General features: G+C 71.7%; 16 protein-coding genes. 11 read left to right on the top strand and 5 right to left on the bottom strand.

The genetic code is table 11. The annotated features are described in order from the left end of the window. Positions 1 to 703: 703 nt before the first annotated feature. Positions 704 to 1,486: a putative protein N(5)-glutamine methyltransferase gene (locus DPM19_RS17285; protein WP_111868944.1), complete on the bottom strand. Its 783-nt coding sequence runs from the start codon at positions 1,484 to 1,486 to the stop codon at positions 704 to 706. 202 nt (positions 1,487 to 1,688) lie between these two features. Here DPM19_RS17285 and DPM19_RS17280 point away from each other — a divergent pair, with 202 nt between their 5' ends. From DPM19_RS17280 to DPM19_RS17255, 6 genes are all read left to right on the top strand, one after another. Continuing rightward, positions 1,689 to 2,753: a tyrosine-type recombinase/integrase gene (locus DPM19_RS17280; RefSeq protein ID WP_111869091.1), complete on the top strand. Its 1,065-nt coding sequence runs from the start codon at positions 1,689 to 1,691 to the stop codon at positions 2,751 to 2,753. Between the two features lie 90 nt (positions 2,754 to 2,843). Further along, on the top strand, positions 2,844 to 3,449 hold the full coding sequence (locus DPM19_RS17275; protein WP_233510228.1) for a DedA family protein: 606 nt from the start codon (positions 2,844 to 2,846) through the stop codon (positions 3,447 to 3,449). Positions 3,450 to 3,589: 140 nt separating this feature from the next. Further along, positions 3,590 to 4,489 (top strand): RNA polymerase sigma factor, encoded by a 900-nt coding sequence (locus DPM19_RS17270; protein ID WP_199485138.1) that lies wholly within the window; start codon positions 3,590 to 3,592, stop codon positions 4,487 to 4,489. A 130-nt stretch (positions 4,490 to 4,619) separates the two neighbouring features. Further along, on the top strand, positions 4,620 to 5,516 hold the full coding sequence (locus DPM19_RS17265; RefSeq protein ID WP_111868941.1) for an alpha/beta fold hydrolase: 897 nt from the start codon (positions 4,620 to 4,622) through the stop codon (positions 5,514 to 5,516). Positions 5,517 to 5,647: 131 nt separating this feature from the next. Continuing rightward, a complete protein-coding gene (locus DPM19_RS17260; RefSeq protein WP_111868939.1) occupies positions 5,648 to 6,553 on the top strand; it encodes an ABC transporter ATP-binding protein in 906 nt (301 codons plus the stop codon). Continuing rightward, entirely contained in the window at positions 6,550 to 7,353 is an 804-nt protein-coding gene (locus tag DPM19_RS17255) for an ABC transporter permease (protein ID WP_111868936.1), read from the top strand. The genes DPM19_RS17260 and DPM19_RS17255 overlap by 4 nt, the downstream gene beginning before the upstream one ends. 63 nt (positions 7,354 to 7,416) lie before the next feature. Here the strand turns inward: DPM19_RS17255 and DPM19_RS17250 are convergent, their stop codons facing one another. The 4 genes from DPM19_RS17250 to DPM19_RS17235 all read right to left on the bottom strand — a co-directional run bounded on the left by DPM19_RS17250 (position 7,417) and on the right by DPM19_RS17235 (position 12,292). Further along, complete coding sequence (locus DPM19_RS17250; RefSeq protein WP_111868933.1) at positions 7,417 to 8,073, bottom strand: response regulator transcription factor; 657 nt, start codon at positions 8,071 to 8,073, stop codon at positions 7,417 to 7,419. 3 nt (positions 8,074 to 8,076) lie between these two features. Next, complete coding sequence (locus DPM19_RS17245) at positions 8,077 to 9,684, bottom strand: sensor histidine kinase (protein ID WP_111868921.1); 1,608 nt, start codon at positions 9,682 to 9,684, stop codon at positions 8,077 to 8,079. 101 nt (positions 9,685 to 9,785) lie between these two features. Then, positions 9,786 to 11,291, bottom strand: coding sequence for a glycerol kinase GlpK (glpK, locus tag DPM19_RS17240; RefSeq protein ID WP_111868919.1), 1,506 nt, complete (start codon positions 11,289 to 11,291; stop codon positions 9,786 to 9,788). A 257-nt stretch (positions 11,292 to 11,548) separates the two neighbouring features. After that, the gene (locus tag DPM19_RS17235) at positions 11,549 to 12,292 is read right to left on the bottom strand and encodes a hypothetical protein (RefSeq protein ID WP_111868916.1); all 744 of its coding nucleotides are present in this window, start codon (positions 12,290 to 12,292) and stop codon (positions 11,549 to 11,551) included. Between the two features lie 113 nt (positions 12,293 to 12,405). Here DPM19_RS17235 and DPM19_RS17230 point away from each other — a divergent pair, with 113 nt between their 5' ends. From DPM19_RS17230 to DPM19_RS17210, 5 genes are read left to right on the top strand one after another with little or no spacing between them, the layout of a single operon-like run. Beyond that, positions 12,406 to 13,416, top strand: a complete 1,011-nt coding sequence (locus tag DPM19_RS17230; protein WP_111868914.1) for an AAA family ATPase — start codon at positions 12,406 to 12,408, stop codon at positions 13,414 to 13,416. 7 nt (positions 13,417 to 13,423) lie between these two features. Then, entirely contained in the window at positions 13,424 to 14,401 is a 978-nt protein-coding gene (locus DPM19_RS17225; protein WP_111868911.1) for a DUF58 domain-containing protein, read from the top strand. Further along, positions 14,398 to 15,345, top strand: coding sequence for a VWA domain-containing protein (locus DPM19_RS17220; protein WP_111868908.1), 948 nt, complete (start codon positions 14,398 to 14,400; stop codon positions 15,343 to 15,345). Before DPM19_RS17225 ends, DPM19_RS17220 begins: the two co-directional genes overlap by 4 nt. A 47-nt stretch (positions 15,346 to 15,392) precedes the next feature. Continuing rightward, positions 15,393 to 16,145: a MerR family transcriptional regulator gene (locus DPM19_RS17215; protein ID WP_111868905.1), complete on the top strand. Its 753-nt coding sequence runs from the start codon at positions 15,393 to 15,395 to the stop codon at positions 16,143 to 16,145. After that, positions 16,142 to 16,828 (top strand): hypothetical protein, encoded by a 687-nt coding sequence (locus tag DPM19_RS17210; RefSeq protein ID WP_199485137.1) that lies wholly within the window; start codon positions 16,142 to 16,144, stop codon positions 16,826 to 16,828. Before DPM19_RS17215 ends, DPM19_RS17210 begins: the two co-directional genes overlap by 4 nt. Positions 16,829 to 16,870 lie beyond the last annotated feature (42 nt).

Here is a 16,870-nt window from a genome sequence, read left to right as displayed (position 1 = left end):
TGTACATTATCGACCAATCTTGAGTCAGGGGAGAACCCGCCCAGCAAGGTGTGTTCGGCGCCTGTCGGCGCCTGGATGCGATGACGACGCGCCCGAGGTGGATGCCGCGCCCGGTCGGCACCTTGCGCTTGACGCAGTGCCGCCTGGCCGGGCGCACGTGGCGTCAGCGGCCGGCCCTCCAGCGATGATCTTCAGATGGCAGCCGGGTGGCGTTCGCGCCAACCCGCCGCCGCGGCCCGAGGCGTTCGTGATGGCGAGCCTTCTCCCGATCGCGAGCACCATCACCGATACCACCCGAGCCGGTCGCCCCACCTGCACTCGTCGCATCGCCCGAGTCTGACGACCCGGAAACTCGTGACGAAACCGCATCGACGCTATACCAGACAGAAGGGGGATTCTGTCCGGTATAGCGTATTTTCTGGGTTCGGGACGGTGCCACTGCCGGCTGCCTTGGCCCGTGCGTGAAGCCGGTCGGCGGCGCGCTGCCCGGTGACGGCGGCCGGCGAGCCGGCCGCCGTCACGGTGGTGTCGCCGCTTGCCGGATGTTCTGGAGTGGACGCTTCTTGTGGCCTCTCCCCCGGCCGGCAGGACCCCGACGGCAGGGGAAACCGCCGCCAGGGTCCTGCCGGCCGCCCGGTATATGCACAGGCGATGCGTTGCCGGTCGTCGCTGGGCAGGCGGTGCGACCTGTACCTGTGGTTCCTCAGGCGGGTCTGGTGGCGATGACGACGGTGGCGTCCAGTTCGGCCGATCGGGCCAGTTGGGGGGTCAGCCCGTGGTGGGCGGCGGCTCGGGTGGCGTGTGGCGCCTGGGTGTGGCTGGTCTCGAACAGCAGGTGGCCGCCGGGGGCCAGCCAGCCGGCGGCTTCGGCGGTCACCTTCCGCAGGACGTCGAGGCCGTCGGCTCCGCCGTCGAGGGCGACGCGTGCCTCGTGGTCGCGGGCTTCGGGTGGCAGCAGTTTGAGCTGGCCGGTGGGGACGTAGGGGACGTTGGCGAGCAGGGTGTCGATGCGGCCGCGGAGGGTGGCGGGCAACGGGTGGTAGAGGTCGCCCTGGTACACCGGGTGGCCGGGAAGGTTCCGCCGGGCGCAGCGCACGGCGGCGGGGTCGATGTCGGTGGCGTGCAGGTCGATTCCGGGTACGGCGGCGGCCAGGGCGGCGCCCAGCGCGCCCGACCCGCAGCACAGGTCGACGACGACGCTGCCGGGTCGGGTGAGGGTGGTGGCGTGGGCGATGAGGAATTCGGTGCGCCGGCGGGGGACGAAAACGCCGGGGTCCACGGTGATCCGCAGGCCGCGGAACTCCGCCCAGCCGAGGACGTGTTCCAGGGGCAGGCCGGCGGCGCGCCGGTCCACCAGGGTGGTCAGGTGGGCGGGGGTGCGTGCCGCGGAGATGAGGAGGCGGGCTTCGTCTTCGGCGAAGACGCATCCGGCGGCGCGTAGGGCGGCGGCGGTGGCGGTGAGGGTGGGGAATGCCGGATCCGGCATGGAGGGCCTTTCGGGGTGTGGGGTGCGCCCTCCGCGGTCGGCTACGGTGCGACCGCCCGGTCGTGCGGTGAGGGCGTTCGGCCTGGTGTGGCGATCGTTCTCACCTCCCGGGTCGGTCCGGTTGTCTGCACCGGCCACTTTACCTGTGGGGTCGAGGTGGTTCGGGGGTGGTGTGTCGGTGGGCGGCGTTAGCCTGGCGGGCATGCGTCCCGCACAGGTTCCCGATATCACCGTGGTGGAGGCCGCTGACCGGTATGCGGAGATGGTGCGGGCCAAGGCCGCCACTGGTGCCCTCTCCCCCGGTACGGCCGAGATCTACACGCGGGATGTGGCGACGTTCGCGGATCTGACCGGTCATGCGGGGGTGTTGGACGATCTGACCGGTGAGGATGTCGATGCGGTGTTGCTGGCGTTCGCGCGTAAGCCGGATGGGCGTCGCCGGTCGGCTCCCCCGCCGGGTGCGGGCGGTGTTCCGGTGCAGAGCCCGTCGTCGCAGGCCCGGTTCCGCCGTTCGGTGTCGGCGTTCTTCCGGTACGCGGCGGTGGCGGGGTGGGTGCAGCGCAATCCGATGGATGCGGCGACGGTGGTGCCCCGGGCGCGGGGTGGGTTGCCGGAGCGGCGGAGGGCGCTGACGCAGGAGCAGGCGGCCGGGATGGTGGGGGCGGCGCGGCGGTTGGCCGGTGAGCGGGTGGAGGGGCGTTCGGATCAGCGCACTGAGTTGCGTGATGCGTTGATCGTGTTGCTGTTGGTGTCGGTGGGGCCGCGGGTGTCGGAGTTGACCCGGGCCGATCTGGATGACTTCTTCGTGAACGCGGGGGTGCGGTACTGGCGGATCCGCGGGAAGGGCGGGCGGACGCGGGATGTGCCGTTGCCCGGTGAGGTCGCGGCGGTGCTGGACGCCTACCGGCGGGAGGGGCGGGCGTTGCTGGAGCGGGGGGTGGAGGAGCGGGCGTTGTTGCTGTCGTGGCGGGGGCGGCGGCTGGCGCGCGGGGATGTGCAGGGGGTGCTGGATCGGGTGCGGGCGCGGGCTGATCCCGATCATCGGCGGGTGGTGACGCCGCACGGGCTGCGGCACACCACGGCGACGCATCTGCTGGCGGCGGCGACGGACATGGATGCGGTGCGGCGGGTGCTGGGCCATTCGGATCTGTCGACGCTGGGCCGGTACCGCGATGAGCTGCCCGGTGAGTTGGAGGCGGCGATGCGGGTGCATCCGTTGCTGGCCAGGGGGCGTGCGGCGCGTTCTGAGCCTTCGGCCGAGGGCTGAGGGGCCTGGCGCGGGGTTGACGAAGGTCGGGGGTGGCGGGTGCCGTTCGGGTGATGGGGGTGTTCCCGGTGGCTTCCTAGTGTCGTCGGCATGCTTGATGAGGTCATGCGGGTGGTGGGCGGTGCGGTGACGTCGCCGTGGTTCTACGCGGTGTTGTTCACGGTGGCGTTGGTGGACGGGTTCTTCCCGGTGGTGCCGAGCGAGAGTCTGGTGGTGACCGCGGGGGTGTACGCGGCCTCGGGTGAGCCGTCTTTGCCGGTGGTGGTGGTGGTCGCGGCGGCGGGGGCGTTCGTGGGTGATCACGTGTCGTGCTGGGTGGGGCGGCGGTCGGGTGGCCGGTGGGAGCGTGGGTTGCCGGTGGGGTCGCGGCGGCGTTCGGCGTTCGACCGGGCGGGGTCGGTGCTGGCGGAGCGGGGCGGGGTGGTGCTGGTGGTGGCGCGGTATGTGCCGGGTGGGCGGACGGCGGTCACGTTGACGATGGGGGCGACGGGGTATCCGGCGGGGCGGTTCGCGTTCTTCGCGGCGGTCGCGGCGGTGAGCTGGGGCGGGTATTCGGCGCTGGTCGGTTATGTGGGTGGTGCGGCGTTCAAGGAGGACCCGTTGCGGGGGTTGCTGCTGGGGTTGGGGCTGGCGGTGTCGGTGGCGGGGTTGGCCGAGGCGGTGCGGTGGGTGCGCCGGCGGCGGGAACGGCGGTGAGTTCCGGTCGCCTGCTGGGTGGTCTTTGTTCGTGCTGGCGTGAATCCGTAGCTCCTCGGTCGGCTTGGTGTTCGCGCAGGTCACAATCTGCTTTGCGTACTCTGTGCCGAGTGATGGGTGTTCCGTCTGAAGAGTCCGATGTGGAGTTGCTGCGTGCCGCGCGCAACGGTGAGGTGGCCGCGGTGGGCGCGCTGCTCGAGCGACACCGGGCCGGTATGCACGCGGTGGCGCTGAGCGTGCTCGGCAACGGACCTGACGTGGAGGACGCCGTGCAGGACGCGTCGCTGATCGCGCTGCGGCGGATGGGTGAGGTGCGGCAGCCGGAGTCCGTCGGCGCGTGGCTGCGCATGGTCGTGCGTAATGTCTGCCGCTCCCGGCTGCGCGCGGCGGCCATCACGACGCCGGTCCCGGATCCGGGAGCGGTCGCGGCGGGGGCGGGCCCCGAGGGGGTCATCGAGCAGCACGCGATGCGCGACTGGCTCTGGCGGGCGATCGACGAGCTGTCCCCCACCCTGCGTGTGACGGTGATGCTGCGGCACTTCAGCCCACGCACCCCCTCCTACCACCAGATCGCCGCCCTGTACGGAGTGCCGGTGGGCACGGTGCGCAGCAGGCTCGGCCAGGCCAGGGCCAAGCTGGCCGAGGCGATGGCCGCGACCGCCGCCTCGGCGCACGACGATGCCGTCGCGCGGTGCCGGGCCAGCGCCCGGGAGGCGGTGGAGACACTGGCCGCGGCCGAGCAGGGGCGGTTCGCGGAGCTGACGGCCGAGCGGTGGACACCGGATGTCGCCTACTACCGCGGACGGCGGCGGGTGGGGGGCCGGGACTTCCTGATCCGGGGCATGGCCGGTGACCTGGAGGCGGGTGTGCGGCAACGCTTCGTGGCCGCGGTCACCGGCCGGGACGCGACCATCTGGGAGATGGATCTGGTGAACCCGCCGGAGAAGCCAGGGCACTGCCCGCCGGCCGTCGCCTGGCTGATGTCGCTGCGGGACGGCCGGATGCACCAGCTGCGGCTGTTCCACGCCCCCGCCGGTTGAGCCCGGGGGCCGCGGGGGCGCCCGCGGCCCGGGCGGCGTTGTGCCGTGAGTCACTCCTCCCGGATCGAACTTCTCCGGATCGGTCGCGTCTTGTCGGTGTTCGCAGCACCACCCCCCTACGGAGAAACCGATGCAGAACGAATCGACCGACCTGCTGTCCCCCGGATCCCACGACGTCGTGGTGGACGGCCTGAACCAGCGGTACCACGTGCACGGCTCGGGCCCGGTCTGCCTGGCCGTGCCCGGCGGCCCGGGCGTGACCTGGACGTCCCTGCGCGTGCCGGCCGCCGAGGAGTTCCTGACCATGGTGTACGTCGAGCCGCTGGGCACCGGCGGTTCGCAGCGCCTGCCGGCGCACCCCAACGGGTACACCCGCCAGCGTTACACGCGCAGCCTGGTGGGCCTGCTCGACCGGCTGTCCCTGCCCCGGGTGTTCCTCCTCGGGCACTCGCATGGTGGTTTCGTGGCCCAGCACTTCGCGTTGCACCACCCGGACCGGCTCAGCGGTCTCGTCCTCTACGGGAGCGCCCCGGTGACGGGTCCGGAGCACGTGGCCGAGTCCGCCGCCAGGGTCGCGGAGTTCGCCCGCCGCAACGAGGCCCGGCCGGACCTTCCCAGGGTGCTCGCCGGGCTCCAGGCCTCCGGGACCGTCACCGGCGACGAGGAGATCACCGCGGCGCTGCGTGACCTCCTGCCGGCCTTCTTCGCGCGTTACTGGCAGCGCGAGGAGGAGTTCCGTGACCTGCGCGAGACGATGACCTGCACCTACATCTCGTCCGTCGACGAGGACCTGGCGCCCGACATCATCGACGACCGGGACGCTCTCCCGGCGCTCACCGTCCCCACCCTGGTCGTGGTCGGCCGCTACGACGTGCCCTGCGGGCCGCGCTGGGCGCGGGAACTCCACACCCTGATCCCCCGGTCCCGGCTGGTCGTGCTGGAGGACAGCGGGCACCTGGGGCACCTGGAAGAGCCCGAGGTGTTTTCCAGGGCCCTGCTCGACTTCGTCCGGTCCACATCCGCGTAACCCCTCCCCTGCCTGCCCGCACCCGGGGTGGGTGGGGTTGACGAAAGTCGGGGTGTGCGGGTGCCGTTCGCGCACCGCGCCGGTTCCGTTACGGCTCCTACGGTCAAGGCCACTGCGAAGGGAGCAACCTGATGATCGCCCTGCGGGGGTTGACGAAACGGTACGGGACGACGGTGGCGGTGGCGGATCTGTCACTGCGGGTGGAGCCCGGTCTGGTGACGGGTTTCCTGGGCCCCAACGGGGCGGGCAAGTCAACGACGATGCGGATGGTGGTGGGGCTGGACCGGCCCACGGCGGGCACCGCGCTGGTGGGCGGGCGCCCGTACGGGTCGCTGCGGCATCCGCTGCGGGAGGTGGGGGCGTTGCTGGACGCGAACGCGGTGCACCCGGGCCGGTCGGCTCGCCGGCATCTGCTGGCGATGGCGCGCAGCAACGGGATCGCGGCGTCCCGGGTGGAGGAGGTCCTGGCGGCGGTGGGGCTGGCGGAGGTGGCCGGCCGCCGGGCGGGGGCGTTCTCGCTGGGGATGGGGCAGCGGCTGGGTATCGCCGGGGCGCTGCTGGGTGACCCGGGGGTGCTGATGTTCGACGAGCCGGTGAACGGGCTGGACCCCGAGGGGGTGCGGTGGGTGCGTGAGCTGATGCGGTCGCTGGCCGCCGAGGGCCGCACGGTGTTCGTCTCCAGCCATCTGATGAGCGAGATGCAGCTGACCGCGGACCGGCTGGTGGTGATCGGGCGGGGCCGGTTGCTGGCCGACGCGCCGATCGAGGAGGTGCTCGGCGGCCCGCAGGAGCGGGTCCTGGTCCGGGGGCGGGACCTGCCGCGGATGCTGGCAACCCTCCCCCAAGGGGCGCGGGTGGTGGGCGAACCGCCCGGCGCGCTGGTGCTGTCAGGGGTCACCGCCCAGCAGGTGGGTGACGCGGCGCTGGCCGCGGGGGTGGCGGTGCATGAGCTGACACCGCAGCGGGCGTCACTGGAGCAGGCGTACATGGAACTGACGGCCGGTTCGGTCGAGTACACCTCCGGGAGGAAGTCATGACCGCCGTCACCGGGTCCGTCGCGGTGCGGGGCGGTGGGCTGCGCGGGGCGGCGGCTGCGGAGTGGACGAAGCTGTGGTCGGTGCGGTCGACGTGGTGGTGCCTGCTGGCCGGAGCCGTGCTGATGGCGGCGGCCGGCGCCCAGTTCGGGATCTACGCCGCCGACGTCAACACCGACCCGGCCGCCGACCCGGCTGACCGGACCGGTGTGGTGGGCGCGGGGGTGCTGGCGGCCCAGGCGGTCGAGGTGGGGCAGTTCGCGTTCGTGGCGCTGGCGATGCTGGTGGTGACCGCCGAGTACTCCTCGGGGATGATGCGGACGTCCCTGCTGTGGACGCCGCGGCGGTGGCGGTTGCTGGCGGCCAGGACCCTGGTGCTCGCCGGGGTGATCTTCGTCGCCGGGGTGGTGGCGGCGCTGGGGGCCGCTGCGGCGGCGTGGCCGCTGGCCGGGACGTGGGCGCGGGTTCGTCCCGGTGAGCTGGCCGGGGACGTGGCCGCGGTCGGGGTGTACCTGGCGCTGGTGGCGGTGATCACCATGGGGGTGGCGGTGGCGCTGCGCAGCGCGGCGGGCACCTTGACCCTGCTGTTCTCGGGGTTGACCGTGGTGCCGGCGATCCTGCGGGCCACCCGGGTGGGGCCGCTGGAGACGGTGTCGGAGTACCTGCCGGGTACCGCCGGCGCTGTCTTCATGCGGGGCCTGGAGGACCCCTACCCGCCGGTGGCCGGGCTGGTGATCCTTCTGGTGTGGGCGGCGGTGGTGTGGGCGGCCGGGCTGGCGGTCCTCAACCGCCGCGACGCCTGACCCTGCCGAAACAGTAAGCGGGGTGGCGGGAGGGAACCCCTCCCGCCACCCCGCTTGCGGTCGTCACGAGGTGCCGGTGAGGCCCGCCTCGTGGGCGACGATCGCGGCCTGGACCCGGTTACGGACCTGCAACCGGGTGAGGATGGCGCTGACATAGGCCTTCACGGTGCCCTCCACCACATGCAGCCGGGACGCGATCTCCGCGTTGGACAGGCCCTCCCCCACCAGCGCCAGCACCTGCCGCTCACGCGGGGACAGCGCGGCGGCCCGGTCCCGCGCCACCGCGGCGCGGGCCAACCGGTCACCGCTGAGCTGGGAGATCACCCGGTGCGCGACGCGCGGGGACAGGTAGGCGGCTCCGGCGGCGACCGCGTGCACCCCGGCCAGCAACTCCCGGGGATCACCGGCCTTGAGCAGGAACCCGGACGCGCCACCGGCCAACGCCCCGGCGATGTACTCGTCCTCGGAGAAGGTGGTAAGGACGATCACGGCGGTGTCGGGGGCGACCCTGCGGATCTCGGCGGTGGCGGCCAACCCGTCCAGGCGGGGCATGCGGATGTCGACCAGGGCGACGTCGGGCCGGTGCGCCAGAGCCAGTTCGATGGCCTGCCGGCCGTCGCCGGCCTCGGCGACGACCTCCAGGTCCGGATCGGCGGCAAGGATCGCACGGACCCCCGCGCGGATCATGGTCTCGTCGTCGGCGAGCAGAATCCGGATCACCGGTCAGTCCTCTCCGGACGTGGCCGAACGCGGCCACAGCGTGTCCTTGGCGACGAGCCGCCCGCCGGCGAAGCAAACCCGGTGGACGGCCCCCACCCCCAGCAGGTTGGCGTCGGAACGGTAGTAGCGGCAGGCCGCGCCGGTCGGGACGGGGGTGTCGTAGGTGGCCGGCCCACCCCACAGCTGGCGGGCCGGCAGCAGCCGCTCGGCCTCCGGCTGGGCCTGCCCCACCGTCAGCCGGGCGTAGTCGGCCGGGCTCAGCACCGAGGTGAGCGTGGCCTGGATGTAGTAGCCGACCATGACGGCGCCGAGCACCACCAGCAACACGGCCGGCGCGACGATCGCGGTGATCAGATCACGGCGCACCCGGCGGCGGGCACGCGCCAGCCGCACCGCGGACTCGGTTTCGGTGCCGGCCGGAGCGGGCCGCGGGGTGTGCGGCAGGCGGGCCCGGACGACGAAACCCCCACCGGGCTCGGGCCCGGCGGTCAAGGCACCGCCGGTGAGCCGGGCACGTTCCCGCAACCCGGCCAGACCGTGCCCGCCACCAGGCCCGCCGTCAGGCCCGCCCGCCGGCTCCCCACCCGGCCCGCCCGCCGTTCCTCCGGCAGGGGACGGGCGGGAAGCGGGCAGCGGGTTCGCGACCGCGACGACCGTCTCGCCCGGGCCATGGGTGATCTGCACGGTGACGAGGGTGCCGGGAGCGTGTTTGGTGGCGTTGGTCAACGCCTCCTGCACAATCCGGTACACCGCCCGCTCCACCACCGGCGGAACCCCGTCGCCGGCACCGGCGCAGTACGACTCCACCAGCATCCCCCACGCGCGGGCCCGGTCGATCAGGGCGGACACGCTCTCCCCTGCCGGCTCCAACGGGGCACCGGCGGTGTCCTCCCGCAGCACCCCGATGATCTGCTGGAGGCGTTCGGTGGCCGCGGTGGCCGCCGCCCGCACCTCCCCCGCCGCCGCCCGATGCCGCCCCGCCAGCTCCGAAGAGACCTCCAACGCCCCCGCCCGCAAAGCGATCAGGCTCAGCTCGTGCCCCAGCGAATCATGCATGTCCTGGGCGATGCGGGACCGCTCCCGCAGCCGCTCCCGCTCGGCCACGATCCGCTGCTCGCGCTCCAACCGCTCGGCCCGCTCCCACCCCGCCTGCGCCAGCTGCTGGTACTGCCGCCAGTACCGGCCCACCAGCCACGGCAGCACCCCCAGCAGCACCAGGTACACCGTGACGGGAAACCAGGTGGTGACATCGGTGCCGCGGGCGGTGTTGAGCACCGCCCCACCGGCGCACAACGCGATGAACCCCCACAGCACCGGGCGGGTGTCGTCGGTGCGGCGGCCGGTCAGGTACGCGGCGATCGGGATCCCGAACGCGAAGTTCCCACTCACCGCCGTCAACGCCGCCGTCAGCAGCAGGAACGGCAGCGGCCGGTCCCGGGCGGCGGCGATCGCCACCCCCACCGCCACCAGCCCCGCCAGCTGAGCCACCGCGGCCGCACCACCCGGCAGGCCCGCCAGCACCGGCAGTGCCAGTGCCGCCCACAGCAACGCGTCGAGCACCGCGGCCCGGCGGCCGTACCCCGCCCACCGGACCCCTCCGATCACCTTCACCCCGACGACGGTACAAGGCCGGCCAACAGCGCCAACACCAACGAAAGTCAGGCAAAACGAAAGTCAGGCAAAGGTCAGGGAAGGGGCTCAGGGAACACCCATCACCGCACCCAGTCGAACGTGCGCTCCACCGCCTGCCGCCACTGCGCGTACTCCCGCTCCCGCACGTCCGCGTCCATCCCCGGCGACCACCGGCCGCCCTCCAACCAGTGCTCCCGCAGATCCTCGGTCCCCGACCAGTACCCCACCGCCAGACCCGCCGCGTACGCCGCGCCCAGCGCCGTCGTCTCCGCCACCTGCGGCCGCACCACCTGCACCCCCAGCACGTCCGCCTGGATCTGCATCAGCAACTCGTTGGCGACCATCCCGCCGTCCACCTTCAGCTCCGACAGCGCCACCCCCGAATCGGCGTTCATCGCATCCACGATCTCCCGTGTCTGCCAGCACGTCGCCTCCAGCACCGCCCGCGCCAGATGCCCCCGGTGCACATACCGGGTCAACCCCACGATCACCCCGCGTGCGTCGCTGCGCCAGTACGGGGCGAACAACCCCGAAAACGCCGGCACGAAGTAACACCCGCCGTTATCGTCCACCGACGCCGCCAGCACCTCCACCTCACCGGCCGACTCGATCAACCCCAGGTTGTCGCGCAACCACTGCACCAGCGACCCCGTCACCGCAATCGACCCCTCCAGCGCGTACATCGCCGGAGCGTCACCGATGCGGTACCCCACCGTCGTCAACAACCCGTGCTCGGACGCCACCGGCTCCGCCCCGGTGTTGAGCAGCAGGAAACTTCCCGTCCCGTAGGTGTTCTTGGCGTCCCCCACCGCGAAACAGCACTGCCCGAACAGCGCCGCCTGCTGATCACCCAGCGCCGCCGCCACCGGAACGCCCTCCAACACCCCCCGCGCCGTCCCGTACACCTCCGCCGACGACCCGATCCGCGGCAGCATCGCCCGCGGCACCCCCATCGCCGCCAGCGTCTCCTCGTCCCACTCCAGGGAACGCACATCCATCAACATGGTGCGGCTGGCATTCGTCACATCCGTGACGTGCACCCCACCGTCCGGGCCGCCCGTCAGATTCCACACCAACCAGCTGTCGATCGTCCCGAACAGCACCTCCCCCGCCCGCGCGCGCTCCCGCAACCCCGGGATCTCATCCAGCAGCCACCGCGCCTTCGGCCCCGAAAAGTACGTCGCCAGCGGCAGCCCGCAACTGGCGCGGAACCGGTCCTGCCCGGCCTCCCCACCCAACTCCCGGCACAACGCGTCGGTCCGGGTGTCCTGCCACACGATCGCGTTGGCCACCGGCTCCCCGGTCGCCGCATCCCACAACACCGTCGTCTCACGCTGGTTGGTGATCCCCACCGCCACCAGATCCGACCGCTCCAACCCCCCCGACTCCAGCGCCCGCGCCACGACCGCCTGCACGCTCCGCCAGATCTCCAGCGCATCGTGCTCCACCCACCCCGGCCGCGGGAAGATCTGCCCGAACTCCTGCTGAGCGTCGGCCACCGGCCGCCCCGACCGATCGAAGATCATGCATCGGCTCGACGTGGTTCCCTGGTCGATCGCGGCGACGAACCTGCCCTGCTCGTTCACGGCGCTCCCTCTCAGATCCGGACGGACCCCCCGTGTATACGTGCCCAGGCACCTTCCCACCACCCCCGCACCGACACCGCCGCCACCGCGCCTGCGCGGCCGACCGCACCCCCAGCACCACACCCGACACCCGCATGATCATCACCGTGCTCAGGCCCGGCACCATCGCGATCAGGAACGCCGCTCCCACACAAGCGACCAGACTCTCCACCATCCGCTCATCCCGGGAACCCACCCCGCCGGACCGCGACCCGATGTCACAGCGGCCCGTCATCGGGCCCCGACGGGCCGCCAGGAGACCCCGAGGGAGAAGGCGACGGCGACCCCGACGGGGAAGGAGACGGCGACGAAGGCAACGGAGACGGCGACGGCGCGGGCGGCGGAGCCGACGGCGGCTGATACGTCTCCGAGGGGAACTCACTTGGCACCGGAACCGGCGCCGACACCTCCGGCTGACACGCGAACAACAGCAACAACAACAGCAGCAACACCCCCAGCATCGCCACCAACGTCACCACCGCCGCCACCAGACCCCGCTCCGGCCGCGCCACCGGTGCCACCACCGGAACCGGCGCCACCACCCCCACCGCAGGCTCCCGCGAGCCCAACCAATACGGCTGGAACCCCGGACCCCGCACCACCTCACGACCCATCCCCGGCGGCAACACCGCCTCCAAGAACCGCTCGGCCCCCACCCGATCCGGCTCGAACACCGTCGCCACCCACGGCGCCGGCCCCAACGGCTGCGCCGCCACCACCGGCGCCGGCCCACCAGGCACCGGCCGCTCCACCCCCGGCAACGCCCCCGACACCGCCGCCCGGAACCGATCACGCGCCGCGGCATCCTGCGCCGCCCCCCGCGTCAACACCGCCACACTCACCCGCCGGCCGGCCTCATCCACCCCCAGATACACGATCCCGGCGGGAGTCTCCGCCAACCGCGCAGACAACCGAAACGGTCCCAACTGCAACGGATCACCCGGCGGCAACGGCCTCGACATGCCCCCACCCTAGCCACCCTCACGATCACCCGTCCGAGCCCGTCGCCAACGGGTAGATCACATCGCATAGGGTCAGAAGCCAGAGGAACCAAAGGACAGCGAGGACGCACCCCATGACGGTGGCCGCCCAGGACGCCGAACAGGCGACAGAACTGCTCCAGCAGACTCTCACCGAAGTCAAAAAAGTCATCGTCGGCCAAGAACACATGGTCGAACGCATGATCGTCGCCCTGCTCGCCAAAGGTCACTGCCTCGTCGAAGGCGTCCCCGGCGTCGCCAAATCACTCGCCGTCGGCACCCTCGCCCAAGTCGTCGGCGGAACCTTCGCCCGCCTCCAATTCACCCCCGACCTCGTCCCCTCCGACATCGTCGGAACCCGCATCTACCACCCCTCCACCGAACAATTCGACGTCGAACTCGGCCCCGTCTTCGTCAACTTCATCCTCGCCGACGAAATCAACCGCGCCCCCGCCAAAGTCCAATCAGCCCTCCTGGAAGTCATGGCCGAACGCCAGGTCTCCCTCGCCGGCCGCACCTTCCCCCTCCCCCGACCCTTCGTCGTCATCGCCACCCAAAACCCCATCGAATCCGAAGGCGTCTACCCCCTCCCCGAAGCGCAACGCGACCGCTTCCTCATGAAAATCGACGTCCGCCACCCCGGCGCCCACGACGAACTCCGCATCCTCCAACGCATGAGCACCGACCCCCCCGAGGCCACCCAGATCCTCGACCCCGACGGCCTCACCACCCTCCAACACGCCGCCGCCAACGTCTCCGTCCACGAACTCGTCGCCGACTACATCGTCCGCCTCGTCATGGCCACCCGCGAACCCGACCAATACCGCCTCCCCGACCTGCGCAACGTCATCGACATCGGCGCCAGCCCCCGCGCCACCCTCGGCCTCGTCGCCGCCGCCCGCGCCCTCGCCCTCATCCACGGCCGCGACTTCGTCCTCCCCGACGACGTCCGCGCCGTCGCCCCCGACGTCATGGCCCACCGCCTCGTCCTCAGCTTCGACGCCCTCGCCGACGGCATCGACCCCACCGAAGTCATCACCCAAATCCTCACCGCCGTCCCACCACCCCGCGTCGTGTGGAACCACGGCCAGGCCACGCCCGTGTGAGGGCCCCATGAAACCCACACCAGCCGGGCCCCAACTCACCCAACTCGTCCCCGAACACAGCCTGCGCCGACTCGAACTCGCCATCACCCGCCGCCTCGACGGCCTCCTCAACGGCGAACACCTCGGCCTCCTGCCCGGACCCGGCACCGAACTCGCCGAAGCCCGCACCTACCAACCCGGCGAAGACGACGTCCGCCACATGGACTGGGCCGTCACCGCCCGCACCACCACCCCCCACGTCCGCGACCTCATCGCCGACCACGAACTCGAAACCTGGGCCCTGGTCGACCTCTCCCCCAGCATGGACTTCGGCACCACCACCCTGCGCAAACGCGACCTCGCCCTCGCCGCCCTCGCCGCCGTCGGCCACCTCACCATCAGACTCGGCGACCGCGTCGGCACCTACCTCCTCACCCCCCACGGCGTACGCCGCCGCCCCGCCCGCACCGGACGCGCCGCCATGCACGCCCACCTGCAAACCCTCCTCGACACCCCCACCACCGAACCCACCCCACAACCCATCACCCCCCTCGCCACCGCCCTCACCTCCCTCGCCCGCGGCCAGACCCGCCGCGGCCTCCGCGTCGTCATCTCCGACTTCCTCGACACCCCCACCACCGAACCCACCGACCGACCCGACTGGGAACGCCCCCTACGCCGCCTCACCGCCCGCCACCAAGTCCTCGCCATCGAAATCATCGACCCCCGCGAACTCGACCTCCCCGACATCGGCACCCTCGAAATGACCGACCCCGAAACCGGCGCCACCCACGAAATCCACCTCTCCCGCAAACTCCGCACCCGCTACGCCGCCGCCGCAACCGCCCAACGCGAACGCACCCGCGCAGCCCTCAACCGCACCGGCGCCCACCACCTCATCCTGCGCACCGACCGCGACTGGATCACCGACATCGCCCGCTTCGCCCTCAGCCGCCGCCGCGTCGCCGGCCGCTCCCGCACCACCACACCAGGAGCACGCCCATGACATTCCTGTCACCCGGCCGGCTCTGGCTGCTCCTGCTCATCCCCCTGGCCACCGCCGCCTACCTCCTCCTGCAACGCCGCCGCGGCAACTACACCGTCCGCTTCACCAACCTCGCCCTCCTCACCCAGGTCGCCCCCCGCCACCCCGGCTGGCGCCGCCACGTCGCCGCCGCGCTCTTCCTGGCCACCCTCACCGTCCTCGTCCTCGGCTTCGCCCAACCCGCCACCGCCGTCAAAACCCCCCGCGACCGCGCCACGATCATGCTCGCCATCGACGTCTCCCTGTCCATGCAAGCCACCGACGTCGCCCCCAATCGCTTCGAAGCCGCCAAAGCCGCCGCCAAGAAATTCATCCAGGACCTGCCCCGCCGCTTCAACGTCGGCGTCGTCGGATTCGCCGGCAACGCCAACGTCGTCGCCGCCCCCGGCACCGACCGCGCCACCGCCATCGCCGCCATCGACCAACTCGTCCTCGCCAAACGCACCGCCATCGGCGAAGCCGTCTTCACCTCACTCCAAGCCATCCGCTCCTTCGACGCCCAAGCCGGCCAAGACCCTCCACCCGCCCACATCGTGCTGCTCTCCGACGGAGACAACACCACCGGCCGATCCGTCACCGAAGCCATCGACGCCTCCCGCGCCGCCGACATCCCCGTCTCCACCATCGCCTTCGGCACCCCCTACGGCACCGTCGAAATCGACGGTGAAGTCACCCCCGTCGAAGTCAACAAACAAGCACTGCGCACCCTCGCCGAAAGCACCGACGGCCGCCCCTACGAAGCCGCCGACGAAGATCAGCTCTCCCAGGTCTACGCCAACATCGGCACCTCACTGGGCTGGTACATCGAACACCGCGACGTCTCCTACCGCTTCGTCGGCATCGCCCTCCTGCTCGCCCTCGCTGCCGGCAGCGCCTCCCTCGCCTGGTTCTCCCGCCTCCCCTGACACCCGCGGCTTGACCCTGACGCGACGTCAACGTGTCCAATGAAGCCATGCGCATCGGCGAACTCGCGGCACTGGCCGGGGTGACCACCCGGACCGTACGCCACTACCACCACCAGGGGCTCCTCCCCGAACCCCACCGCCTGGCCAACGGCTACCGCCACTACCAGCTCCGCGACGCCGTGACCCTCGCCCGCATCCGCCGACTCACCGAACTCGGCCTGGCCCTGGACGAAATCCGCGACGTCATCGCCGACGACCACGGCAGCGAACTACGCGAAGTCCTCCTCGAACTCGACGCCGACCTGGCCCGCCGGCAACAGGCCATCACCGCCCAACGCGACCAGCTCGCCACCCTCCTCGCCCGCACCCACCTCCACCTCGACTCCACCGCACCGCCCGACATCACCGAAATCCTCCACGCCCTCCCCACCACCGGCTCCACCTTCGCCGAAACCGACCGCGCACTACTCGCCATGCTCGGCAGCGCACCCGACCCCGCCCACAGAACCGCCCTCGCCGACCTGCTCCGCCCCCTCACCACCCCCGAAGCGCACGCCCGAGGCCACGCCCTCAACCTCCGGCTGGACGAACTCGCCGACGCCGACCCCACCGACCCCCGCATCCCCGCCCTCGCCCGTGACCTCGCCGACCACCTCCCCGACGACATGATCACCGTAATGATCACCAGCCTCGACGACCCCGACAACCACCACTGGCTCGACGAACTCACCCGAGAACTCCCCGCCGCCCAAGCCGAAACGTTCCGGCTCATGACCACACTGCTGAAGGAGCGGAAGTGACCCTGAGGGCCGAACACCACAGCGGAGCCGACCGCCGGGCCGCACTCCGGGCCACCTACCATCACCTGGTCCCCGAACCGGTACGACGCATCATGGGATTCGACGCCAAGGGAATGGTCAGCCTCGCCCTATGGGCAGCCCGACGCCGCCACGGCGTCCCCGCACAGGCCACGGCGATCCCCTACGCCAGCGCGCAGACCGCAACGATGCTGCTGTTCCTGTTCGCGATGATCATGGAACTGGTGGCCGTGGAAGTCCTCCTCCGGGCGTTCGGTGCCCCGACCGGCCTGCGCACCGCGATCCTGGTGATCGACGCCTACTCCATCTTGATCGTGCTCGCGGTCATCGCGGCCTGCATCACCCGCCCCCACGTGGTCTCCACCGAACAGGTGCGCATCCGCTACGGCGCGTTCTTCGACCTGCGCATCCCACGCGAGCAGATCAGCGACATCCGGCAGGCCCGCAACTTCAACGAGAACAACATGGTCAAGGTGGAAGACGACCGCCTGACCGTGGCCGTCGCCTCCCAGACCAACCTGACCCTCGAACTAACCGAACCGATCACCGCCGTACGCCCGCTCGGCCGCCGCGCCGAGGTCCGCACGATCCGCTTCTTCGCCGACGACCCCAAGGCCGTCTTCCACGCGCTGCGCTCCCACCAGGAACCCGCCCCCGGCTCCTGACCGCCCCGAACGCACCGGTCCGGGCGAAGATCCTGATACGGT

This window comes from Actinomadura craniellae (assembly GCF_003289645.1).
GTDB lineage: Bacteria > Actinomycetota > Actinomycetes > Streptosporangiales > Streptosporangiaceae > Actinomadura_D > Actinomadura_D craniellae.
Note: the sequence above shows the minus strand (reverse complement) of the source record. Positions and strands in the feature narration are given on the sequence as shown.